Origin of the sequence: Aestuariibaculum sp. M13 (genome assembly GCF_024723255.1) — a bacterium.
Lineage (GTDB): Bacteria > Bacteroidota > Bacteroidia > Flavobacteriales > Flavobacteriaceae > Aestuariibaculum > Aestuariibaculum lutulentum.
In genome coordinates this window covers 374,905-392,307 of record NZ_JANIAC010000001.1, presented here as the reverse complement: position 1 = coordinate 392,307, position 17,403 = coordinate 374,905, and the positions used below count along the sequence as shown (strand labels likewise).

Genomic DNA, 17,403 nt, shown 5'->3' with positions numbered 1-17,403 from the left:
TTAAATATGAAGTTTGTGCTAGAGTTAGTATGGTAAAATTATTTCAATTTGAATTTCGATTAATTAATTTTATTTCTAGCATAAATTTATAAATGTCTTTTAGAAAACCATAAATAAATTTTACATGAATACAAATTAGTATAGATGATAATTAGGTGAAGGAATGAATAATTGATATTATGTATATATAACATGGAATATTTATGAAGTAAAATATGTATGTTTAAAGGTAAGTAGTAGAATTTAATACCATGGTTTTTAATTTTCGCCGAATACCGTTTAGGTTTCTATGATTAGCCACAAAAAAATTGTTTATTTGTTTTGCATCATATTTATAGACTATATTTAATAGTTGAAAAAATCTATAAAAGACCTACTTAAGCATTTGGAGACGCATATATATTCTAATAGTAATCGATTTAGTATTAGGCAAATACTAAAAAATAGTATTAAAGGGTACCAAAATTCGTTCTATTTGGCGAAGCAACTGGCCAAGCGAGATATAACTTCTCAATATCGACAATCTATATTAGGTTTTTTTTGGGTGTTATTTCCTGTGATAATGAATGCCCTTGTTTGGATATTTTTGCAGCGAACGGGAACTGTAAAGCTTAGCGATACGGGAATTCCCTATCCTTTGTTTGCATTAGTAGGTACTACCATATGGTCGGTGTTTAATGAATGTTTAAATATGCCCATCAAATCGGTAAATGGTAATAGAGCAATTATTAGTAAAATTAATTTCGACAAGGAAGGGCTTATTACTTTGGGGTTTATAAAGCTCTGTTTTAACCTTCTTATAAAAATTGGTCTAATTATTTTTTTTATTTTGTATTTTGATGTTATTCCTAGTGGTTCTATATTCCTGTTTATTCCGCTAATTTTAATTGTTTTTCTGCTTTTTATTAGTTTGGGTGTCTTACTGGTGCCCTTGGGGGTTTTATATAAAGATATAGGGCGAATGATTCCTGTGGGGATGCAATTATTAATGTATATAACTCCTGTATTATATATTATGCCTAAAAGCGGTTTTATGCATCAGGTTATGCGATTTAATCCATTAAGTTATTTTATAAGTGATATTCGAAATTGTTTAACCGGATTACCTGTAGCGCATGCAGGCTTTTGGTTGGTAGCATTAAGCTGTGCTGTGGTATTAAGTGTTTTGGCAACTGTAGTGTACAGGGTGTCTATGCCCATAATAACAGAACGCATGAGTGCATAAAATTAAGGATGCTGTTTTAGTGAAGTAAACTATTTTTCATTTATTAAAGAAAGCGAAGATTATGAGTGAAAACAGATGATGGTAATTTATTAAAAATTAAAATTGAAAACGAAGGAACATTATATAGAGTCAGATCAGGAGGTGTTGGTGCGCGTAGAAGGGGTGTCGAAAAAGTTTGCGAAGAGCCTGAAAAAAAGCCTTTTGTATGGAGTGCATGATCTGTGGCATGGTATTTTGCAAAAACCAAAAACTGATGGTTTGCGTCCTGATGAATTCTGGGCAGTTAAAGACGTGAGTTTTGAACTGCGTCGAGGGGAATGTCTGGGCTTAATAGGGCATAACGGTGCGGGTAAAAGTACCCTGCTAAAAATTTTAAATGGTCTTATTAATCCAGATGACGGTGTGGTAACCATGAAAGGCCGGGTGGGTGCCCTAATTGAGCTAGGAGCCGGATTTAACCCGATATTAACAGGCAGAGAAAATATATATAACAATGGCGCAGTTTTAGGATTTACCAAAAAAGAAATAGATAATAAAGTAGAGGCAATTATAGATTTTGCCGAAATACAGGAGTTTATCGATATGCCTGTACGAAACTACAGTTCTGGTATGAAGGTGCGTTTAGGTTTTGCGGTAGCGGCACAAATGGAACCTGATGTGCTCATTATTGATGAGGTTTTGGCTGTAGGGGATATTGGGTTTCGTGTAAAATGTTTTAATAGAATAGCCGAGCTACTTAATACTTGCGCAGTAATTTTTGTTAGCCATTCTATGCCACAAATAGCAAGAGTGAGTACCCATGTTATGCATATGAAAAAGGGAGCTGCAGATTATTTTGGTACTGATATTTCTGTTGGTTTACAATTGTATCATGCAGATTTTAATACTGAATCGACGACTGTTATTGGAGGTGATTTTGTAGTTAATGATTTTAAGTTAATAGATGCAAAAGGATTTACTAAAACCAGTTTTGAGGTAGATGAAACCATTTGTTTAAAATTGGAATTTTCAAACAGGTTTGATTGTGAAGACTATTTTATAAGTGTTGTTATTATGGATGCGAATTTAAATGGGGTAGCATCGCTTAGTAGTTTACAAGAAGCGATTAGCATCGGTAAATCAACAAGTATTGTAGAAATTAGTTTTAAAAATATTTTTACACCAGGGCAATATAGTATAAATGTAAATTTCATTGAAAATGTACCTTCCAACGATTATAAATTTGGCAAGACTTTATGTAGTGTTAGAAGTTTAACTTATTTTAAAAGTACAGGAGGTGTATTGATAGGAACAGTACCTGTACAAATAGATTCAAATTGGAAAGTATAATTCAATTAAATATTAATAAAATTTTAAATGCAGATATTTAAGAAAAGCAAAACAATTGTTCATTGTTGTACACAAAAAACGGCGAGTCAATGGTTTATTTTGTTTTTGTCTGATATAGTAGCTGAAAGAAATAAAAAGTTTAAAAAACTAACTTTTGTTGATTATAGAAAATCGATCATATTTAAAGAAAGTATTTTTAAAAAACCAAGTTATTTGCTTCAAAAAGAATTATATACAACACAAAGAGGTGGTGTTAGTTTTGAAAAATTAAAAAAAAGGTTTTTGTATACAAATTTTTATGTTGGACCTAATATTTTAAAGAACTTAAACGCAAAGTATTTTAGAGTTTTTTTTATACTTAGAGACCCTCGTGATTTGGTTGTTAGTTGGTATTATTCTGCTAAATATAGTCATTCGTTAACAGAAGATATAAAAAGAGTTAGGTCTTATTTAAAGGAGTGTTCATTTGAAGAAGGTATTAAATATTCAATAGATCAAATGAGTGAATTTGGTTTATTTGAAGGTGTCCGAGGATGGATGCAAAAGAGTAAAAATGATGATTTTTTTAGAATATACCTTTATGAAGATTTTGTTGAGCATTATCGGGATTTTTGTGTTAATCTTATTTCTTTTTTGGACTTACAAACACCGAATGTTTCGTATGATAAAATTATAGATAAACATGCTTATGAAAATTATTCAAATGGTAGGATTAAAGGTAATTCAGATGTTAAATCTCATTATCGATCAGCAGCAATAAACCAATGGAAAACTGAGTTTAATAGTGAACTTATTGAATATTTTGAAATAAAAACGAATAACTTGGGTCAGCTATACGATTTGCAAAAAAAGGAATTTAAAATTTAATAAACACTAAGTGGAAATTAAATTAAAACTATACAAAATAAAGGAAAAGGTTAAAAATAAGCTTGCTTTATATAGGCGTGATTTTGTGTTTTTAAGACAGTTAAATTCAGGACAAGCCCCGGTTTGTATTAGTCCTTTATTAAATGCAAATTCTAAACCTACGGTGTTAAACCTTAACATTATTGATAGTTGCAACTCTAAGTGTACAATGTGTAACATCTGGAAACAAGATGAAGCTCTAGAAATTACCCCGGAGCAATTAAAAGATGTGCTTTCTAATCCTTTATTCTCAGAATTACAACATGTTGGCGTTACAGGTGGAGAGCCTACCATAAGGCAGGATTTACCACAAGTTTATGAGAAAATTATTGAAGCACTACCAAACATTAAAGGTTTAAGTATTATTACCAATGCTATAGTAGAAGCCGATGTTAAACAACGCATTTTTGAAGTAAAGCAGGTATGTGATAGTTTTGGTGTGCCATTTTCTGCAATGGTTTCTATTGATGGTTTGGGCAAGGCACATGATAATGTTAGAGGAACCCAAGGGAATTTTAAAACGGCAATAAGTGTATTTAATTATTTGCGAAATGATTTAAATATACCCGTTTCATTTGGTTGTACTATTTCTAAGATTAATGTCTGGGATGTTGATGATTTCCTGTTTTATGTTAAAGCACATAACATGTACGGGCGATTTAGAATCGCTGAAAGTATTAACCGACTTTATAATCTAGATCGTGGTAAGGTTATACGTAATTTTGATGAAGATGAAACCTATAATTTACTATTGTTTTTTGAGAAGTTGAAGCATTCGTTTGAAAAGAATACCACTTACAAACGTACGTATTCAAGTATTCAAAATATTTTACAAGGTGGCGATCGATTAATAGGGTGTCCGTACCATAACAATGGCGTGGTTTTAGGGTCTAAAGGTCAGCTGAGTTATTGTGCGCCAAAATCAAAAGAAATTGGTAATGCCTTAATTCAAGATGCTCAGAGCATTTATGTCAATCAGTTTGAAGAGAAACACCGTATTCTTAAAGAACACTGTAATACATGTATCCATGATTATCATGCGCCAATAACTCAGCAAGAAATACACTTGCAAAGTCAAGAACAGTTTTATGCCAGATATTTAAAAATAGGGCAATTACATAAAATAGTTACCATAGCTAGATGGATAAAAAAAATACCTAAAAAAAATACAATAACTCGCATCTTTATTTTTGGCTGGTATGGTACAGAAACCGTTGGCGATAAAGCTATTCTGGGAGGTATTGTAAATTATTATAAAGGCCTGTTTGGAGAAAGAGTTGAGTTTGTTATTGGTAGTCTATACCCATTTGTAACTAAAAGAACGTGTTACGAATTGTCTATAAAAGCCACCATAATATCTACAAAAACTTTTGAACTATTGGCTTATGCCAAAAGTTCTGATATAGTAGTTATGGGAGGTGGGCCATTAATGGATTTAAACGAGCTTTATATACCGTTGTTAGGTTTTAAAGTTGCCAAGGCATACAACAATAAAACAGTAGTTTTTGGTTGTGGCATTGGCCCGTTAAAATACCAGAAATTTGAAAACGCGGTTAAACAAATTTTGAAATACAGCGATGAGATTAAGTTAAGAGACCTTAAAAGTGTTGAAATAGCAAAATCTTATGGGGTAACCAAAACGATAGAGTGTTTTGGAGATCCTGCGAAAGTATATTTACAATCTATAAAAAGCACTTTATCAGTAAAGCAGGAAAATACTTTAACCTGTTATTTAAGAGACTGGACGTTTGAATATTTTAATGGAAGTAAAAACGAATTTGCAGTTGCAAAAAAGCAATTTGAGCAAGGATTAGCCCATTTGATCAAAACTCATGCTGATCGTATGCAGGTAGATCGGATAGAGTTTCATCATATGCATAATTTTGTAATTGGTAATGATGATCGTGATTTTTCGAGGTATTTTATAGAAACCTATTTTATGGATGATCATCGTGTTACGTTTAATAAAAAATTATCGACCGTTAAAAGTATTTCAGAATCTATGCTTAAATCCAGATTAAATATTTGTATGCGTTTCCATTCGGTTTTATTTGCACATACATTAGACACTAACTTTATAGCTGTGGATTATACCCTTGGAGGGAAGATTTATAATTATTTAAGGGATAATAATTGCTTGGATAACCTTAAGAATATTGAGGATTTAATTGAACATAAATAACAGTAATATGCTTATGCTATGTAAGGTTTGTGAAAAGGAAATGATACCTAAAATCTTGTTTAAAGGTAAAGAAGATTCTGGTGATATATATAGATGTTTGCAATGCAAAGTGGCTTTTGTTTTTCCTCAGCCGAGCGATGAGATTCTTAATAAATATTATAATGGGATGTATTCGGATTTAACCATTTCATTTGATGAAAGGAAAATGAAATGGGCTAGGAGTTCTATGTTAGGATATTTAAAAGAATTAAAAAATATAGATATTGATTTAACTTCTAATACAACTTTTTTAGATTTAGGGGGAGGGTTGGGGTATTATACAAAGGCAGCTGAAGAAAATAATTTAGATTCTATTTTAGTGGAAAAGGATCCTGTATCAATAGTTTTTGCAAAAAAGCATTTACAGCTTAAGAATATTATTGAAATGGATTTGCTTGAGTTTTTTAAAACAAATAAAAAACAGTATGATATTGTATTTTTTAGACATGTAATAGAGCATGTTAAAGATCCGTCATTGATAGTTGAAAACCTTTACGGTGTATTAAAACAAAATGGAGTTTTAATTATTGAAACAGATAATAATGCAGGTATAGAACTTTTATTTAAAGATGGTGTAAGGAAGTTTTATCTGGATTTATATAGAAAAAGTTTTAGTAGTGTATCATTTGTAAAGCTCTTAATTAAAAGACCTTTTGCGATTGATCCACCAAGACATCTTTTTGCTTTTAGAATTAATAATTTATCTGGATTATTAAAGGCTCATGGTTTAATTCCAAAAAAGCGAGTGCATTATCGTTTGGGACATCCTATATATTGGCCTAATATACCCTCACCAAGTTTTAAAAAATTAGTTAAATCATTTTTAAAACTTGAAATAAGAAAGTTTTTATGTTTATTTAAATCATACATGAATTTAATTTTTAGAAGATTTTTACAATTTGTTGGTCTTTCTTCGGGAATATGTATTTATGCTAAAAAAGTTTGAAAATGAAGGTTCTATTGGTAAATACTTTAGATAAGGGAGGAGCAGCAAGGGCTTGTAAACGTTTGCATATTGAGTTGCTCTTAAAGGGGATGCAATCTAAAGTGCTACTCAGGGTAACAAGCAATTGGCCAAACGCTTTTTGTTTGAATTCTATGCCAAAAAAGCTTTCGATAGTTATCAGAGTAGGAAATAAATTAAAAAGAATTTTAAAGGAGTTTAAATTATATGTTCTTAAGCAAACTGATAAAAGTGAGTTAATTCTTTTTTTAGATAAGAGACTTAAAGGCCTTGAAATGTTTAGTTTCCCGAATAGCCAGTATGATATTGTGCAGAGTGATTTATATAAAGAAGCCGATATTATTAATTTACATTGGGTAGCCAATTTTTTAGATTATACTTCTTTTTTTAAAACAAATAAAAAACCTGTGGTTTGGACCTTGCATGATATGAACCCATTTAGTGGAGGGGAACATTACGAAGAACAGTATTTAGGAATTGATGATGAGGGATTTCCAAAAAAAAGGCCGGTAACAGAAGATGAAAAAAAAGTCTGGAATAAAAATATAGAAATTAAGAAACGAGCATTACAACATGTAGATAATCTCACTGTAGTAGCCCCGTCTGAATGGCTGGCTAAAGAAGCCCGTAATAGTGAGGTGTTTAAAGGTTTCCCTATTTTTTGTATACCAAATGGAGTAGACTCTGAAGTTTTTAAACCAAGAGATAAAAATTATTCCAGAGATGTATTAGGAATCCCTAAGGATAAAAAGGTTGTGTTATTTATAGCAGATTCTATTAGCAATAATAGAAAGGGCTACGTGTTTTTAAAACGGGCTTTAGAACAAATTTCGGATTCACAGTCGCTGTTGTGTGCTGTAGGTAATAAAAATTCGGAGTTGGAATCGATTGATAATTTGATGGAGTTAGGTGTAATTGATGACGAGAGGTTTTTAAGTTTAGTTTATTCGGCAGCCGATGTGTTTGTAATTCCTTCGTTAATTGATAATTTACCCAATACTATTATAGAATCTTTAATGTGTGGTACACCCGTAGTTGGTTTTCCTGTTGGAGGTATATGTGAAATGATTGAAAATGGGGAAAATGGATTGCTAACTAAAGAAGTAAGTGTTTCAGCTTTAGTTGATTCTTTGTCTTTGTTTTTAAAGTCAATACATCAGTTTGATAGAGAGCAAATACGAAGAGAAGCCTTGAAAAAGTATGATGTATCGTTGCAATCTAAAAAATATCAAGCCTTATTTTCTAGTATTGTTGATAAAGAAATAAAAAATAACCATGCCTAAATTATCAATCATAACTATAAACTATAATAATGCCAAGGGGTTAAAACAAACTATAGACAGTGTGTGTAGCCAAACCTTTAACGATTATGAGTATGTGGTTATTGATGGAGGCTCTACCGATGGGAGCCAGGAGGTTTTACAACAGTATAAGCATAAGTTCGATTACTGTATAAGCGAGCCTGATGGCGGCATTTATAATGCCATGAATAAAGGTATTAAAGCCGCGAAGGGCGATTATTTATTGTTTTTAAACAGTGGAGACTGGCTGGCAGATAATGAGGTGTTAGACTCTGTGGTATGTGAGTTTGGAGATGCCCATATTATTTATGGAAATATGGCTAAAGTTTATGCCAATGGTACTGTTAAAATTGATTATGGAGTGGCAGGTGAACCAATAACTCTTCGAACTTTTGTGGCAGGAAATTTAAACCATCAATCTGTTTTTATAAAGAAAAGCTTATTCGACGCCTATGGTTATTATGATGAAAGTTTAAAAGTTGTTGCCGATTGGAAGCTATATCTTTTAGCTTTAGGATTGAATGCTGGAAGGGCGGTTTATGTGGATCGACTTATTTCTTATTTTGATATGAGTGGTATTAGCAGTACAAATTTAGAGTTAAGAAATAAAGAACGCAACCAAGTGATTCAAACCCTTGTACCAGAACCTATACTAAATGATGTTAGACGGTTAATGTATTTGGAGAAATTAGTTAAAAATCAAAATTATAAATTATTTGAGGCGATACAAAAGCAACCTTATTTGCTAAAAATTAGCAAAATCATAGTGAAGGGTTTAAATAAGATGGGTGTTGGTAAAGTAAAAAAGAAGTCTTTATAGTATGTTGTTGCCGTTAGTCTCCATTATTATTCCAACCTACAATAGTGCTCATTTAATAGGAGACACCCTTAAAAGTGTTTTGCTACAGGATTATGCTTATTGGGAATGTATTATAATTGATGATGGAAGTACAGATCAAACCAATACAATTGTAGAGCCATGGTTGGCAAAGGATACGAGGTTTTCCTTTATACGAATTGATAATGCCGGAGCTTCTCACGCAAGGAATGTAGGCCTGAGAAAATCTAAAGGAGCGTATATTCAGTTTTTGGATGCAGATGATATTTTACATCCTGAAAAAATTACGTTGCAAGTACGAGAGATGCAGCATACTGAGGCAGACATTTCATTTTCTTTATGGTCATATTTTGAGCATAGTATAGAGTATGCTACACCATTTAAATTTAGTGAAGTTCCTTATAGTATTCCTAATACAGGTTTGGAGATGTTAACTAGTTTTGGTATGCATCATTGGTTTATGCCGCCGATAGCATGGTTAACTAAGCGGTCTGTAATCGAACAGGCAGGGTTGTGGAATATCCATTTATGTAATAATGATGATGGCGAATACTTTACCCGGGTATTAATTAATTGCAAAAAGTTAATTTGTATAGATAAAGTATTGGCCTATTACAGACAGGTAATAACAGCTAATAGTTTAAGTAAATTAAATACCGTAAAAAAAATAGATTCGGCATATAAGAGTTATGGGTTGATATTGACTCATTTACAGCCTTTTGGTAAAATGGCATTAAGTTACCCTAAGCGATTGTACTATATGCAGTATATCATGATAAAGGGAACTTATCCTAAGTTAGCAAAACGAGCGGCTAAAGGTTTTGATGCCATTGACAGCCCTAGTTTTTTAATGAAGAAAAAACGTTATTGGTATTTTGTACAAGGTTTAGGACTTTATAATGGAACTAAGGTTTATAAGTTTTTATTAAAAATATACGTGTTTTTTAAAGGTTAATAATGATGAAAACCATTTGTTTTGTTGTCCCTTCTTTCCCTGTTGTTTCAGAGACCTTTGTGCTAAACCAGATTTTGGAAGCTAAAGCTCATGGTTTTAAGATTAGAATTTTAGCCAACAAGAAATTGCCATTAGCTAACTCTTCACAGCGGGAATTGTTAGAGCGAAACCATATTATGGAAGTTGTAAGTGTATTAGATTATAAGATACCTGAAAACAAACTGATACATCGCCTAAAGGCATTATATCTTACGATTTTAAATTTTAAAAGCTGGAAACAGGTAAAGGGGGTAACTTTAAGAAAGCGATTGGCTTTGTTGCCTTTTCAAATTGCATTCTTTAAAAAGTTTAGAGATGTTGATGTGTTTCATGCTCAATTTGCTCATGTAGGTATAAGAATTGCTGAAATGAAGAAAATTGGTGTGTTAAAAGGGAAATTAATAACGACATTTCATGGTTATGATGCGCATTTTGAAAATGATATAGAATTAAAAGTGCGGAAAATGCGTTACGAACAATTACTAAGTATTTCGGATTGTGTAACTGTTAATACCATGTATTTAGGTCATAAAGTTATAGCCTTAGGCTGCAATAAAAATAAATTGCATGTGATACCTATGGGAGTAAATATAGATTTTTTTAAGTATGACGCTAGGAATTCTATTGGTTCTGTGAAGTGTATAAAATTGCTTTCTGCAGGACGTCTGGTAAAGTTAAAGGGGTTTGATTTTGCGATTAGAGTAGTTAAGGTATTACTGGATAAGGGGTACAATGTAGAGTATAGTATAGTAGGAGAGGGTGTTGAAAAGGAGAATTTAGCAGCTTTGGTTAAGACATTAGGTTTGGAAACAAAGATTACACTTTTAGGAAAACAAACCCAGGAGGATTTAAAACACCTTTATGCTACTCATGATATATTTATTATGAGTTCTGTTACTGATGATACAGGACGAGCTGAAGCACAAGGTGTAGTAACGGCAGAGGCACAAGCTATGGGGCTTCCTGTGGTAGCATTTAATAGTGGTGGTGTGCCATATACCATGAAAGATGGAGAAACCGGGTATCTTGTTGCTGAAAAGGATATTACTTCGATGGCAAAGGCTATTATTAAGATAATAACATTTGAAGACATTTATACAAAAATGAGTGCATCTGCAATAGCCTTTGTGCATTCTGAGTTTTCGTCGACATTAATGTTACAACGGTTTTTAACCCTTTACAATAATTAATTAATAAGTATAATGAATTGACCTTGTGTTCTTCTTACATCTGGTTTCAAATTTTCTATATTAGCAGGAGTTTATAGCACAGCATGAATAAAAGGCCTTTAGTATCCATAATTATACCCACTTATAATCGAGCTCATCTTATAGGCGAAACGCTGGATAGTGTATTAGCACAAACCTATGCCAATTGGGAGTGTATTGTGGTGGATGATGGGAGTACAGATGGTACTACAGAAGTCATGCAGATGTATTTGGAGAAAGATGCCCGCTTTAGATACTATAACAGACCAGATGAACATTTGCCTGGAGGAAACGGAGCTAGGAGCTATGGCTTTAAAGTAAGCAGGGGCGATTACATTCAGTGGCTGGATAGTGATGATTTACTTGAAGAACAAAAGATTTATAAGCAATTAGAGCTTTTATTACGCTCAGAGTGTAAAGTTTGTGTATCTAACGCAGTTATTTTTGTTGATACCCCGTATAAAGGTAAATTGAAATTGTGGAGTAAAGAACTAAATGCTGAAAATGTTCAAGATGCATTGATTACTCAAAAAATGAGATGGGCAAATGGAACTTTATTAATAAAAAAGGAAGTTATTAATCCAAAATTTTGGGATGAAAATTTATTTGGAGGACAGGAGTGGTTGTTTCATATTTTATTGTCATTAAGTTTAACAGATAAAGATTTCTGTTTTATTAATGATTCTCTTTTATTAATCAGAGGGTCCCATGATTCCATTACCAGCTCTATAAATTCAAAACGTTATGAGAATTACCTGTTGGCACGATTGAAACTTTTAAAGTTTTTAAAAATTCATTATCCGCTATTATCAAATAAATATTTTTTTGTAACCTCTCGCATTTCAGTAAAATATATGAGGGTATTGATTAACGAAAACAAATTTAGGGTAATTTGGGAATATTATCTTTTCGTTCTTAACAAGTCTTTAGTTGTAGCATTTTATTTTTTTTACGCTATACTGGTATTTAAACTATTCAGAAAGGATATTTATTTAAGAAAGTGTTTTGGTAAATACAATTAATACATGTTTGTAATTAAGATTTATGGATAATAAGTTAATTTACTACGTTAATAGATACGATTTGCATAAGCCTTTAAATGTAAAGAATTACTCTGGCTATGAACAAATTGTTAAGTATTCTTCCAGATTTCAAAGGGTTAAAAAAAACTTATGGGCTCAAAAAATGCTTAATAAATTTTTTTTGAAGTCCTTGCCAAAAGGTTATCTGTCGGCTAACTTAAGTAAGGAACTTAAACTTTTTTTTAAAACATTATTTACTGGGTATCCTGTTTTTTATTTGTATGCCGACAAGGATGCCTTTCTTTTACCTTTATTAAAACGGTATTTTAAATTAAAGCGTTTAAAAATTTATGGCACGTTACATTGGTCTGTGCAAGAAAGTGGAGACTATTCGTTTTACAAGCATGGATTAATAACAGAGTTTAATGGAATTATAGCCTTATCAAAGGGACTTTGTATTAAGGGTTCTAACAGTATGGTTATACCACATGGTATTAATCTGGATTTTTGGAAATCTTCAAATATTGAAAAAAGAAATCTTTATTTGCTTATTGGAGTAAGTAACAGAAACCACAAGGGGCAAGCCGATATTGTAAAATCTATTTTGCAGATTGACTCTGAAGCTGTTTTTATTTTGTTAAGTAAAGACAAAAAGGAGTTTAAGCATTACGTAAATATTAACCAAATTTCAATATGTAAAGACTGGATAACTGATGTGAAATTGCGAGAACTTTATGATCAAGCAAAGGCAGTTATTTTAATTCAGAATTATTGTTTTGCTTCTAATGTTGTTCTGGAATCAATGGCTATGGGTGTGCCATTAATAGCTAATCGAGTAGGAGATATTGAAGAGTATTTAGGTGGAACTTATCCTCTTTATATAGAAATTGAAGATAAATGTCATTCGGATAAAATTAAGCAATTGTGTCATGATAAGGATTTTTATTATCAGATACAGTCTTACTTGCAGAGCCGAAAATATTTGTTTGAATGGAACAGAATAACCGAACAAACAGAGAAGTTTATATTAAAAAAATAATATGTGTGGATTTTTAACTGAAATTGTTTTTAATACCTCCAAGGAGATTACAAAAAAGGAGCAATTTGAAAAGTTATTGTCATTATCTAAACACCGTGGCCCGGATTCGACGGAGATCCAAATAGGTGGGTATTATCAATTGGGGTTTAATAGGCTAGCTGTTTTGGATTTAAGTGAAAATGGTAATCAACCGGTATACAGTCCTTCAGAAAGGTTTCATGTTGTTTTTAATGGAGAAATCTATAATTATAAACTATTAATACAGAAATATTCTTTAACAGACTTACGATCTAGTTCTGATACAGAAGTCCTTTGTTGCCTGTTGGATAAGTTAGGTATTGAATCTACAATAAAGGAACTAAATGGTATGTTTGCCATTGCCATTATTGATACTCTAGATAAATCTTTATATCTCACTCGCGATTTTGCAGGAATAAAACCTTTGTTTTTTGGGGTGTCTCAATCAGGAGTGGTCTCGGCCTCACAATTTGATCAGATCTTTAAGCATCCTTGGTTTAGTGGTAATCTTAGTTTGCGAAAAGATGCCATGAAAACGTATTTTGGATTGGGATATATGCCAGCTCCTGATACAATTTATGATCATATTTTTCAGGTAAATCCAGGTGAGCTAATTCGTTTTTTTGAGAATGGTACCATTTCTAAAAATCAAATTGTGCAATTTGACAGTATGCCGGAAGAAGTGGTTAGCATGACTGATGATACCTATTTAAAACGTTTGGAAAAGGTTGTGGGTGAAGTAGTTGAAAGACAGAGTCAAAGTGATGTGCCTTTAGCAGCGTTTTTAAGTGGCGGTATTGATAGCCCTTTAATTTGTGCCATGTTAAAACGACTTCATCCTAATGTTAAGGCGTTTACGGTTAAAGTAAGTGCTCCTCATTTAAATGAAAGTGGTATAGCAAAAAGTTATGCTGACGCTTTAGATATAGAACAAATGGTAAAAGATATTAAGGATTCTGATTTACTTGAAATTATTGAAAGACATTTTGAAGCTTATCCGGAGCCATTTGGTGATTATTCAAGTATTCCAACTTATTTGATTACGCAAATGGCAAAGCAGAATCATACTGTAATGTTATCTGGTGATGGAGGTGATGAACTGTTTTTTGGATATCCAAGAATGTTAGATATTATGGATAAGAGGCATTGGTTTAAAATACCCTTCTATATGAGAATATTTTTAGTAAGAGTAACCAATACTCTTGGCATAACAAAGACTTGGAGCCCCTTCTTTAGGCGGTTTGATGATTTTGTTATGAATAAGCATCTTCACATATCTGAGAATATTTTAAAAAACGTTTTTAAAGACACTCCATTTGTTGCTAATATAAATGAAGGATATAAGTTATTTATTAATGGTGGTTATAGGGAGATACTTCACAGTTTGAGAAAGAATGAGTTTTACAATCATTTGCAACGCATTTTAATTAAAGTTGATCGAGCCAGTATGAAACATAGCTTGGAAGTTCGGGTGCCTTTTTTGGATAAGGATATAATTGACTTTGCCTGGCAAGGGTATTTACCTTTGAATGATAAAGCGGATTTAAAAAAGCCTTTAAAATTATTGTTATCTCAATTTGTTCCTAAATCGATTGTGAATACAAAAAAAATGGGTTTTACGGTACCGCTCCAAAATTGGTTGCATAACGATTTAAAAGAAGATGTATTGAAAATGATTTATTCGGTGCCGTTTTATGGAGATACTGTTATGGATATTTCGATATTAAGAAAATATGTGGATGAGTTTTATGAAGGGAAGCATAATAATGCTTGGGGAGTTTGGCATATTTATGCCTGGCAAAAATGGGCGTATTGTCATGCTAATAAATAAGATATCTTACGTTAAAAGATTGGATGTACTCGAAATATTATTTTTTATAATGATAAATTAGATTAATTTGTTCCTATTTAACCTGGATATGATGGTATTGAATTGTATAATTTTATTATCTTGGACTTAGTTGTCTATGTTTATTAAAACCCCCATTATACCAACAAAGCATACTTTTGCTAAAGTTAATGCTAAGCATGAACTTCACTTAGAAGCAATTTGTGTTTTTATAGCACTAGGCTTTTTTCTGGATGATGATACTTTTTTTAAAGACGAAGTTTGTCTTAAGCCTGGGTATAATTATACTTTGGATAATAATAGAAATATTATTCATAGTGAACCTTGGTTTAATTGGAACTATAGCCCAAAGAATATTAGTTTTCAGGAAGCGCTAGAAGGCTATATTGATTTGTTGACCTCCATAATGAAAGATCAGATAGGGGATAATTCGGTTATTTTACCACTATCAGGAGGGTTAGATAGCCGAAGTTTAGCGGTTGTATTGAAAGGTTTAGGTCATTCTGTTGAATCCTATAGTTATTCGTTTACGGGTGGATATCCAGAAACTCGTTTAGCACAGCAAATATCTGTAGCATGTGGGTTTGATTTTCAAAGTTTTAGGATACCTAAAGGGTATCTTTGGGATAGTATAGAAGATTTGGCTACTATTAATGGCTGTTATTCAGAATTCACACACCCACGACAAATGGCTGTTCTTCCATATTTAAAACAATTTAAGGGCGTTTTTTGTTTGGGTCATTGGGGAGATGTTTTGTTCGATAAAGGAGTTCCTGAAGATACCCAAGCCAGTGAAGTTATCACCTTATTGTTAAAAAAAATGGTGAAACCTGATGGAATGGCTTTGGCCAATGCATTATGGGAAGTTTGGAACTTGGAAGGAAACTTTGGTGACTATTTGAGGAGTAGAATAGAAGTGGCTTTAGATAGAATTTCAATAGATAACATAAGTGCCAAGGTTAGGGCTTTTAAAACAAACCAATGGGCACATCGCTGGACAACAACAAATCTTGCTGTGTTTTCTGAAGCTCATAAGATAACATTACCGTATTATGATGACCGGATGGTTGAATTTATTAATAAAGTACCAGAACGCTATTTAGCTGACAGGAAATTGCAGATAGCTCACATAAAAACAAATCCAGAATTATCTAAAATTACTTGGCAGGCTCAACGTCCGTTTAATCTACATACCTTTAAGTACAATACTTTGCCCTATAATTTGCCCTATCGCATTGTTAGTAAAATTAAAAGAGAAATGAAAAACGCCCTAGGCTATCCATATATTCAACGTAATTGGGAATTACAATTCGTAGGACGTGAAAACGAGAAGCATTTAAAACAATATTTATTATCACCAGATTTTTTGCAATGGATTCCTGAACGTCTTGTTAGAGAGTCATATGATAAATTTAAGACAAAAGAAAGAGTCCATTATTCTCATTCCGTAAGCATGTTGTTAACTTTGTCTTTGTGGTATAAACAAAATGGTTTAAAATGATGCTGTCGGTTGTTATTCCAGTTTTTAATGGTGCAGCTTTTATAGAGCAGTCTTATCAGCAAATAGAGAGACAGGGTATTATAGATTTGGAGTTGATTTATGTTAATAACAATTCTACGGATGCCTCAGAAGAGATTATTAAAGTTTTAATGGAGCGCGACCTAAGAGTTAAATACTTAAAGCAACCTAAACAAGGGGCAGCTGCGGCTCGAAATATGGGTATTAGTGAGGCCAAGGGAAAATATATATACATGTTTGATGTAGATGATGAGATTTTTCCGGGAATCTTAAAGCGCATGATTAAGATTTTAGATGAATATCCAGATATAGATGCTGTGTTTGGAAAGATGGTTAAATCAAATAAAAGTATAGGTGATATTGAAAAACCTGAGGATGAAACTCATGAAGTGATATTGAAGAGTACTCCATACTGGGGATTACTTTGGTTTGAAGATTTGAGTACAGTGGTGGGGCCGCCGGCTTTTTTATATAGAAAAACTGTGTTATTGGAATTAGGAGGGTATAATGAAGACCTAAGAATAGGGCAGGATACAGCCTTAGATATTGAATTAGGTATGACGAAACAGTTAGCGTTTTTAGATACCTATGTGTATTTGTATTTTAAGCATGAAAATTCTACAATCCAACAGTCAAAAAGTAAAATGCCACGTGCTTTTATGATTTGGACTAGGTTGGTGAAAGCTCATATACCATTTTATTTAAGTTATAAGGTGCCATTGAAGTTTAAGCAATTGTTATATAGTCAGTTGTGTCAATCTATGGCGAGGCAATTATGTTTTACCCAAGGTTTGTTACAACGTCATTTCCTAAAAAATAAATTGCTCTTAGAAATAGCTCCTCTTAGGGTTCCTTTTATAATTGGTCTATATTTGAGTATTTTAGTTTTGTTACCCTGGACGATTTTAAGAAAATTTTACGGATATTATTTAGTGCCTTTTGTTATTAATAGATTAAAAATTTAATTCAT

The 17,403-nt window shown here is 32.3% G+C and carries 14 protein-coding genes; all 14 read left to right on the top strand.

From position 1 onward, the window contains the following. Nucleotides 1–475: 475 nt before the first annotated feature. Nucleotides 476–1,225 carry an ABC transporter permease gene (locus tag NO995_RS01635; RefSeq protein ID WP_258226021.1) on the top strand — a complete coding sequence of 250 codons (750 nt, stop codon included), beginning with the start codon at nt 476–478 and terminating at the stop codon, nt 1,223–1,225. A gap of 102 nt (nt 1,226–1,327) precedes the next feature. Next, nucleotides 1,328–2,554: an ABC transporter ATP-binding protein gene (locus NO995_RS01630; protein ID WP_258226020.1), complete on the top strand. Its 1,227-nt coding sequence runs from the start codon at nt 1,328–1,330 to the stop codon at nt 2,552–2,554. Nucleotides 2,555–2,581: 27 nt separating this feature from the next. Further along, nucleotides 2,582–3,421, top strand: a complete 840-nt coding sequence (locus tag NO995_RS01625) for a sulfotransferase domain-containing protein (RefSeq protein WP_258226019.1) — start codon at nt 2,582–2,584, stop codon at nt 3,419–3,421. A gap of 10 nt (nt 3,422–3,431) precedes the next feature. Then, nucleotides 3,432–5,642 (top strand): polysaccharide pyruvyl transferase family protein, encoded by a 2,211-nt coding sequence (locus tag NO995_RS01620; protein WP_258226018.1) that lies wholly within the window; start codon nt 3,432–3,434, stop codon nt 5,640–5,642. Between the two features lie 13 nt (nt 5,643–5,655). Further along, complete coding sequence (locus tag NO995_RS01615; protein WP_258226017.1) at nt 5,656–6,627, top strand: class I SAM-dependent methyltransferase; 972 nt, start codon at nt 5,656–5,658, stop codon at nt 6,625–6,627. Nucleotides 6,628–6,629: 2 nt separating this feature from the next. After that, nucleotides 6,630–7,928, top strand: coding sequence for a glycosyltransferase (locus NO995_RS01610; protein ID WP_258226016.1), 1,299 nt, complete (start codon nt 6,630–6,632; stop codon nt 7,926–7,928). Then, the gene (locus NO995_RS01605; protein ID WP_258226015.1) at nt 7,921–8,766 is read left to right on the top strand and encodes a glycosyltransferase family 2 protein; all 846 of its coding nucleotides are present in this window, start codon (nt 7,921–7,923) and stop codon (nt 8,764–8,766) included. The genes NO995_RS01610 and NO995_RS01605 overlap by 8 nt, the downstream gene beginning before the upstream one ends. Before the next feature lies 1 nt (nt 8,767). Beyond that, a complete protein-coding gene (locus tag NO995_RS01600; RefSeq protein ID WP_258226014.1) occupies nt 8,768–9,739 on the top strand; it encodes a glycosyltransferase family 2 protein in 972 nt (323 codons plus the stop codon). A gap of 2 nt (nt 9,740–9,741) precedes the next feature. Continuing rightward, complete coding sequence (locus NO995_RS01595; RefSeq protein WP_258226013.1) at nt 9,742–10,968, top strand: glycosyltransferase; 1,227 nt, start codon at nt 9,742–9,744, stop codon at nt 10,966–10,968. Nucleotides 10,969–11,051: 83 nt separating this feature from the next. Further along, complete coding sequence (locus NO995_RS01590; protein ID WP_258226012.1) at nt 11,052–12,008, top strand: glycosyltransferase family 2 protein; 957 nt, start codon at nt 11,052–11,054, stop codon at nt 12,006–12,008. A 163-nt stretch (nt 12,009–12,171) separates the two neighbouring features. Next, a complete protein-coding gene (locus NO995_RS01585) occupies nt 12,172–13,047 on the top strand; it encodes a glycosyltransferase (RefSeq protein WP_258226011.1) in 876 nt (291 codons plus the stop codon). A 1-nt stretch (nt 13,048) separates the two neighbouring features. Next, nucleotides 13,049–14,896 carry an asparagine synthase (glutamine-hydrolyzing) gene (asnB, locus tag NO995_RS01580; RefSeq protein WP_258226010.1) on the top strand — a complete coding sequence of 616 codons (1,848 nt, stop codon included), beginning with the start codon at nt 13,049–13,051 and terminating at the stop codon, nt 14,894–14,896. 136 nt (nt 14,897–15,032) lie between these two features. Beyond that, complete coding sequence (locus NO995_RS01575) at nt 15,033–16,415, top strand: asparagine synthase C-terminal domain-containing protein (RefSeq protein ID WP_258226009.1); 1,383 nt, start codon at nt 15,033–15,035, stop codon at nt 16,413–16,415. Then, the gene (locus tag NO995_RS01570) at nt 16,412–17,398 is read left to right on the top strand and encodes a glycosyltransferase family 2 protein (protein ID WP_258226008.1); all 987 of its coding nucleotides are present in this window, start codon (nt 16,412–16,414) and stop codon (nt 17,396–17,398) included. The genes NO995_RS01575 and NO995_RS01570 overlap by 4 nt, the downstream gene beginning before the upstream one ends. Nucleotides 17,399–17,403 lie beyond the last annotated feature (5 nt).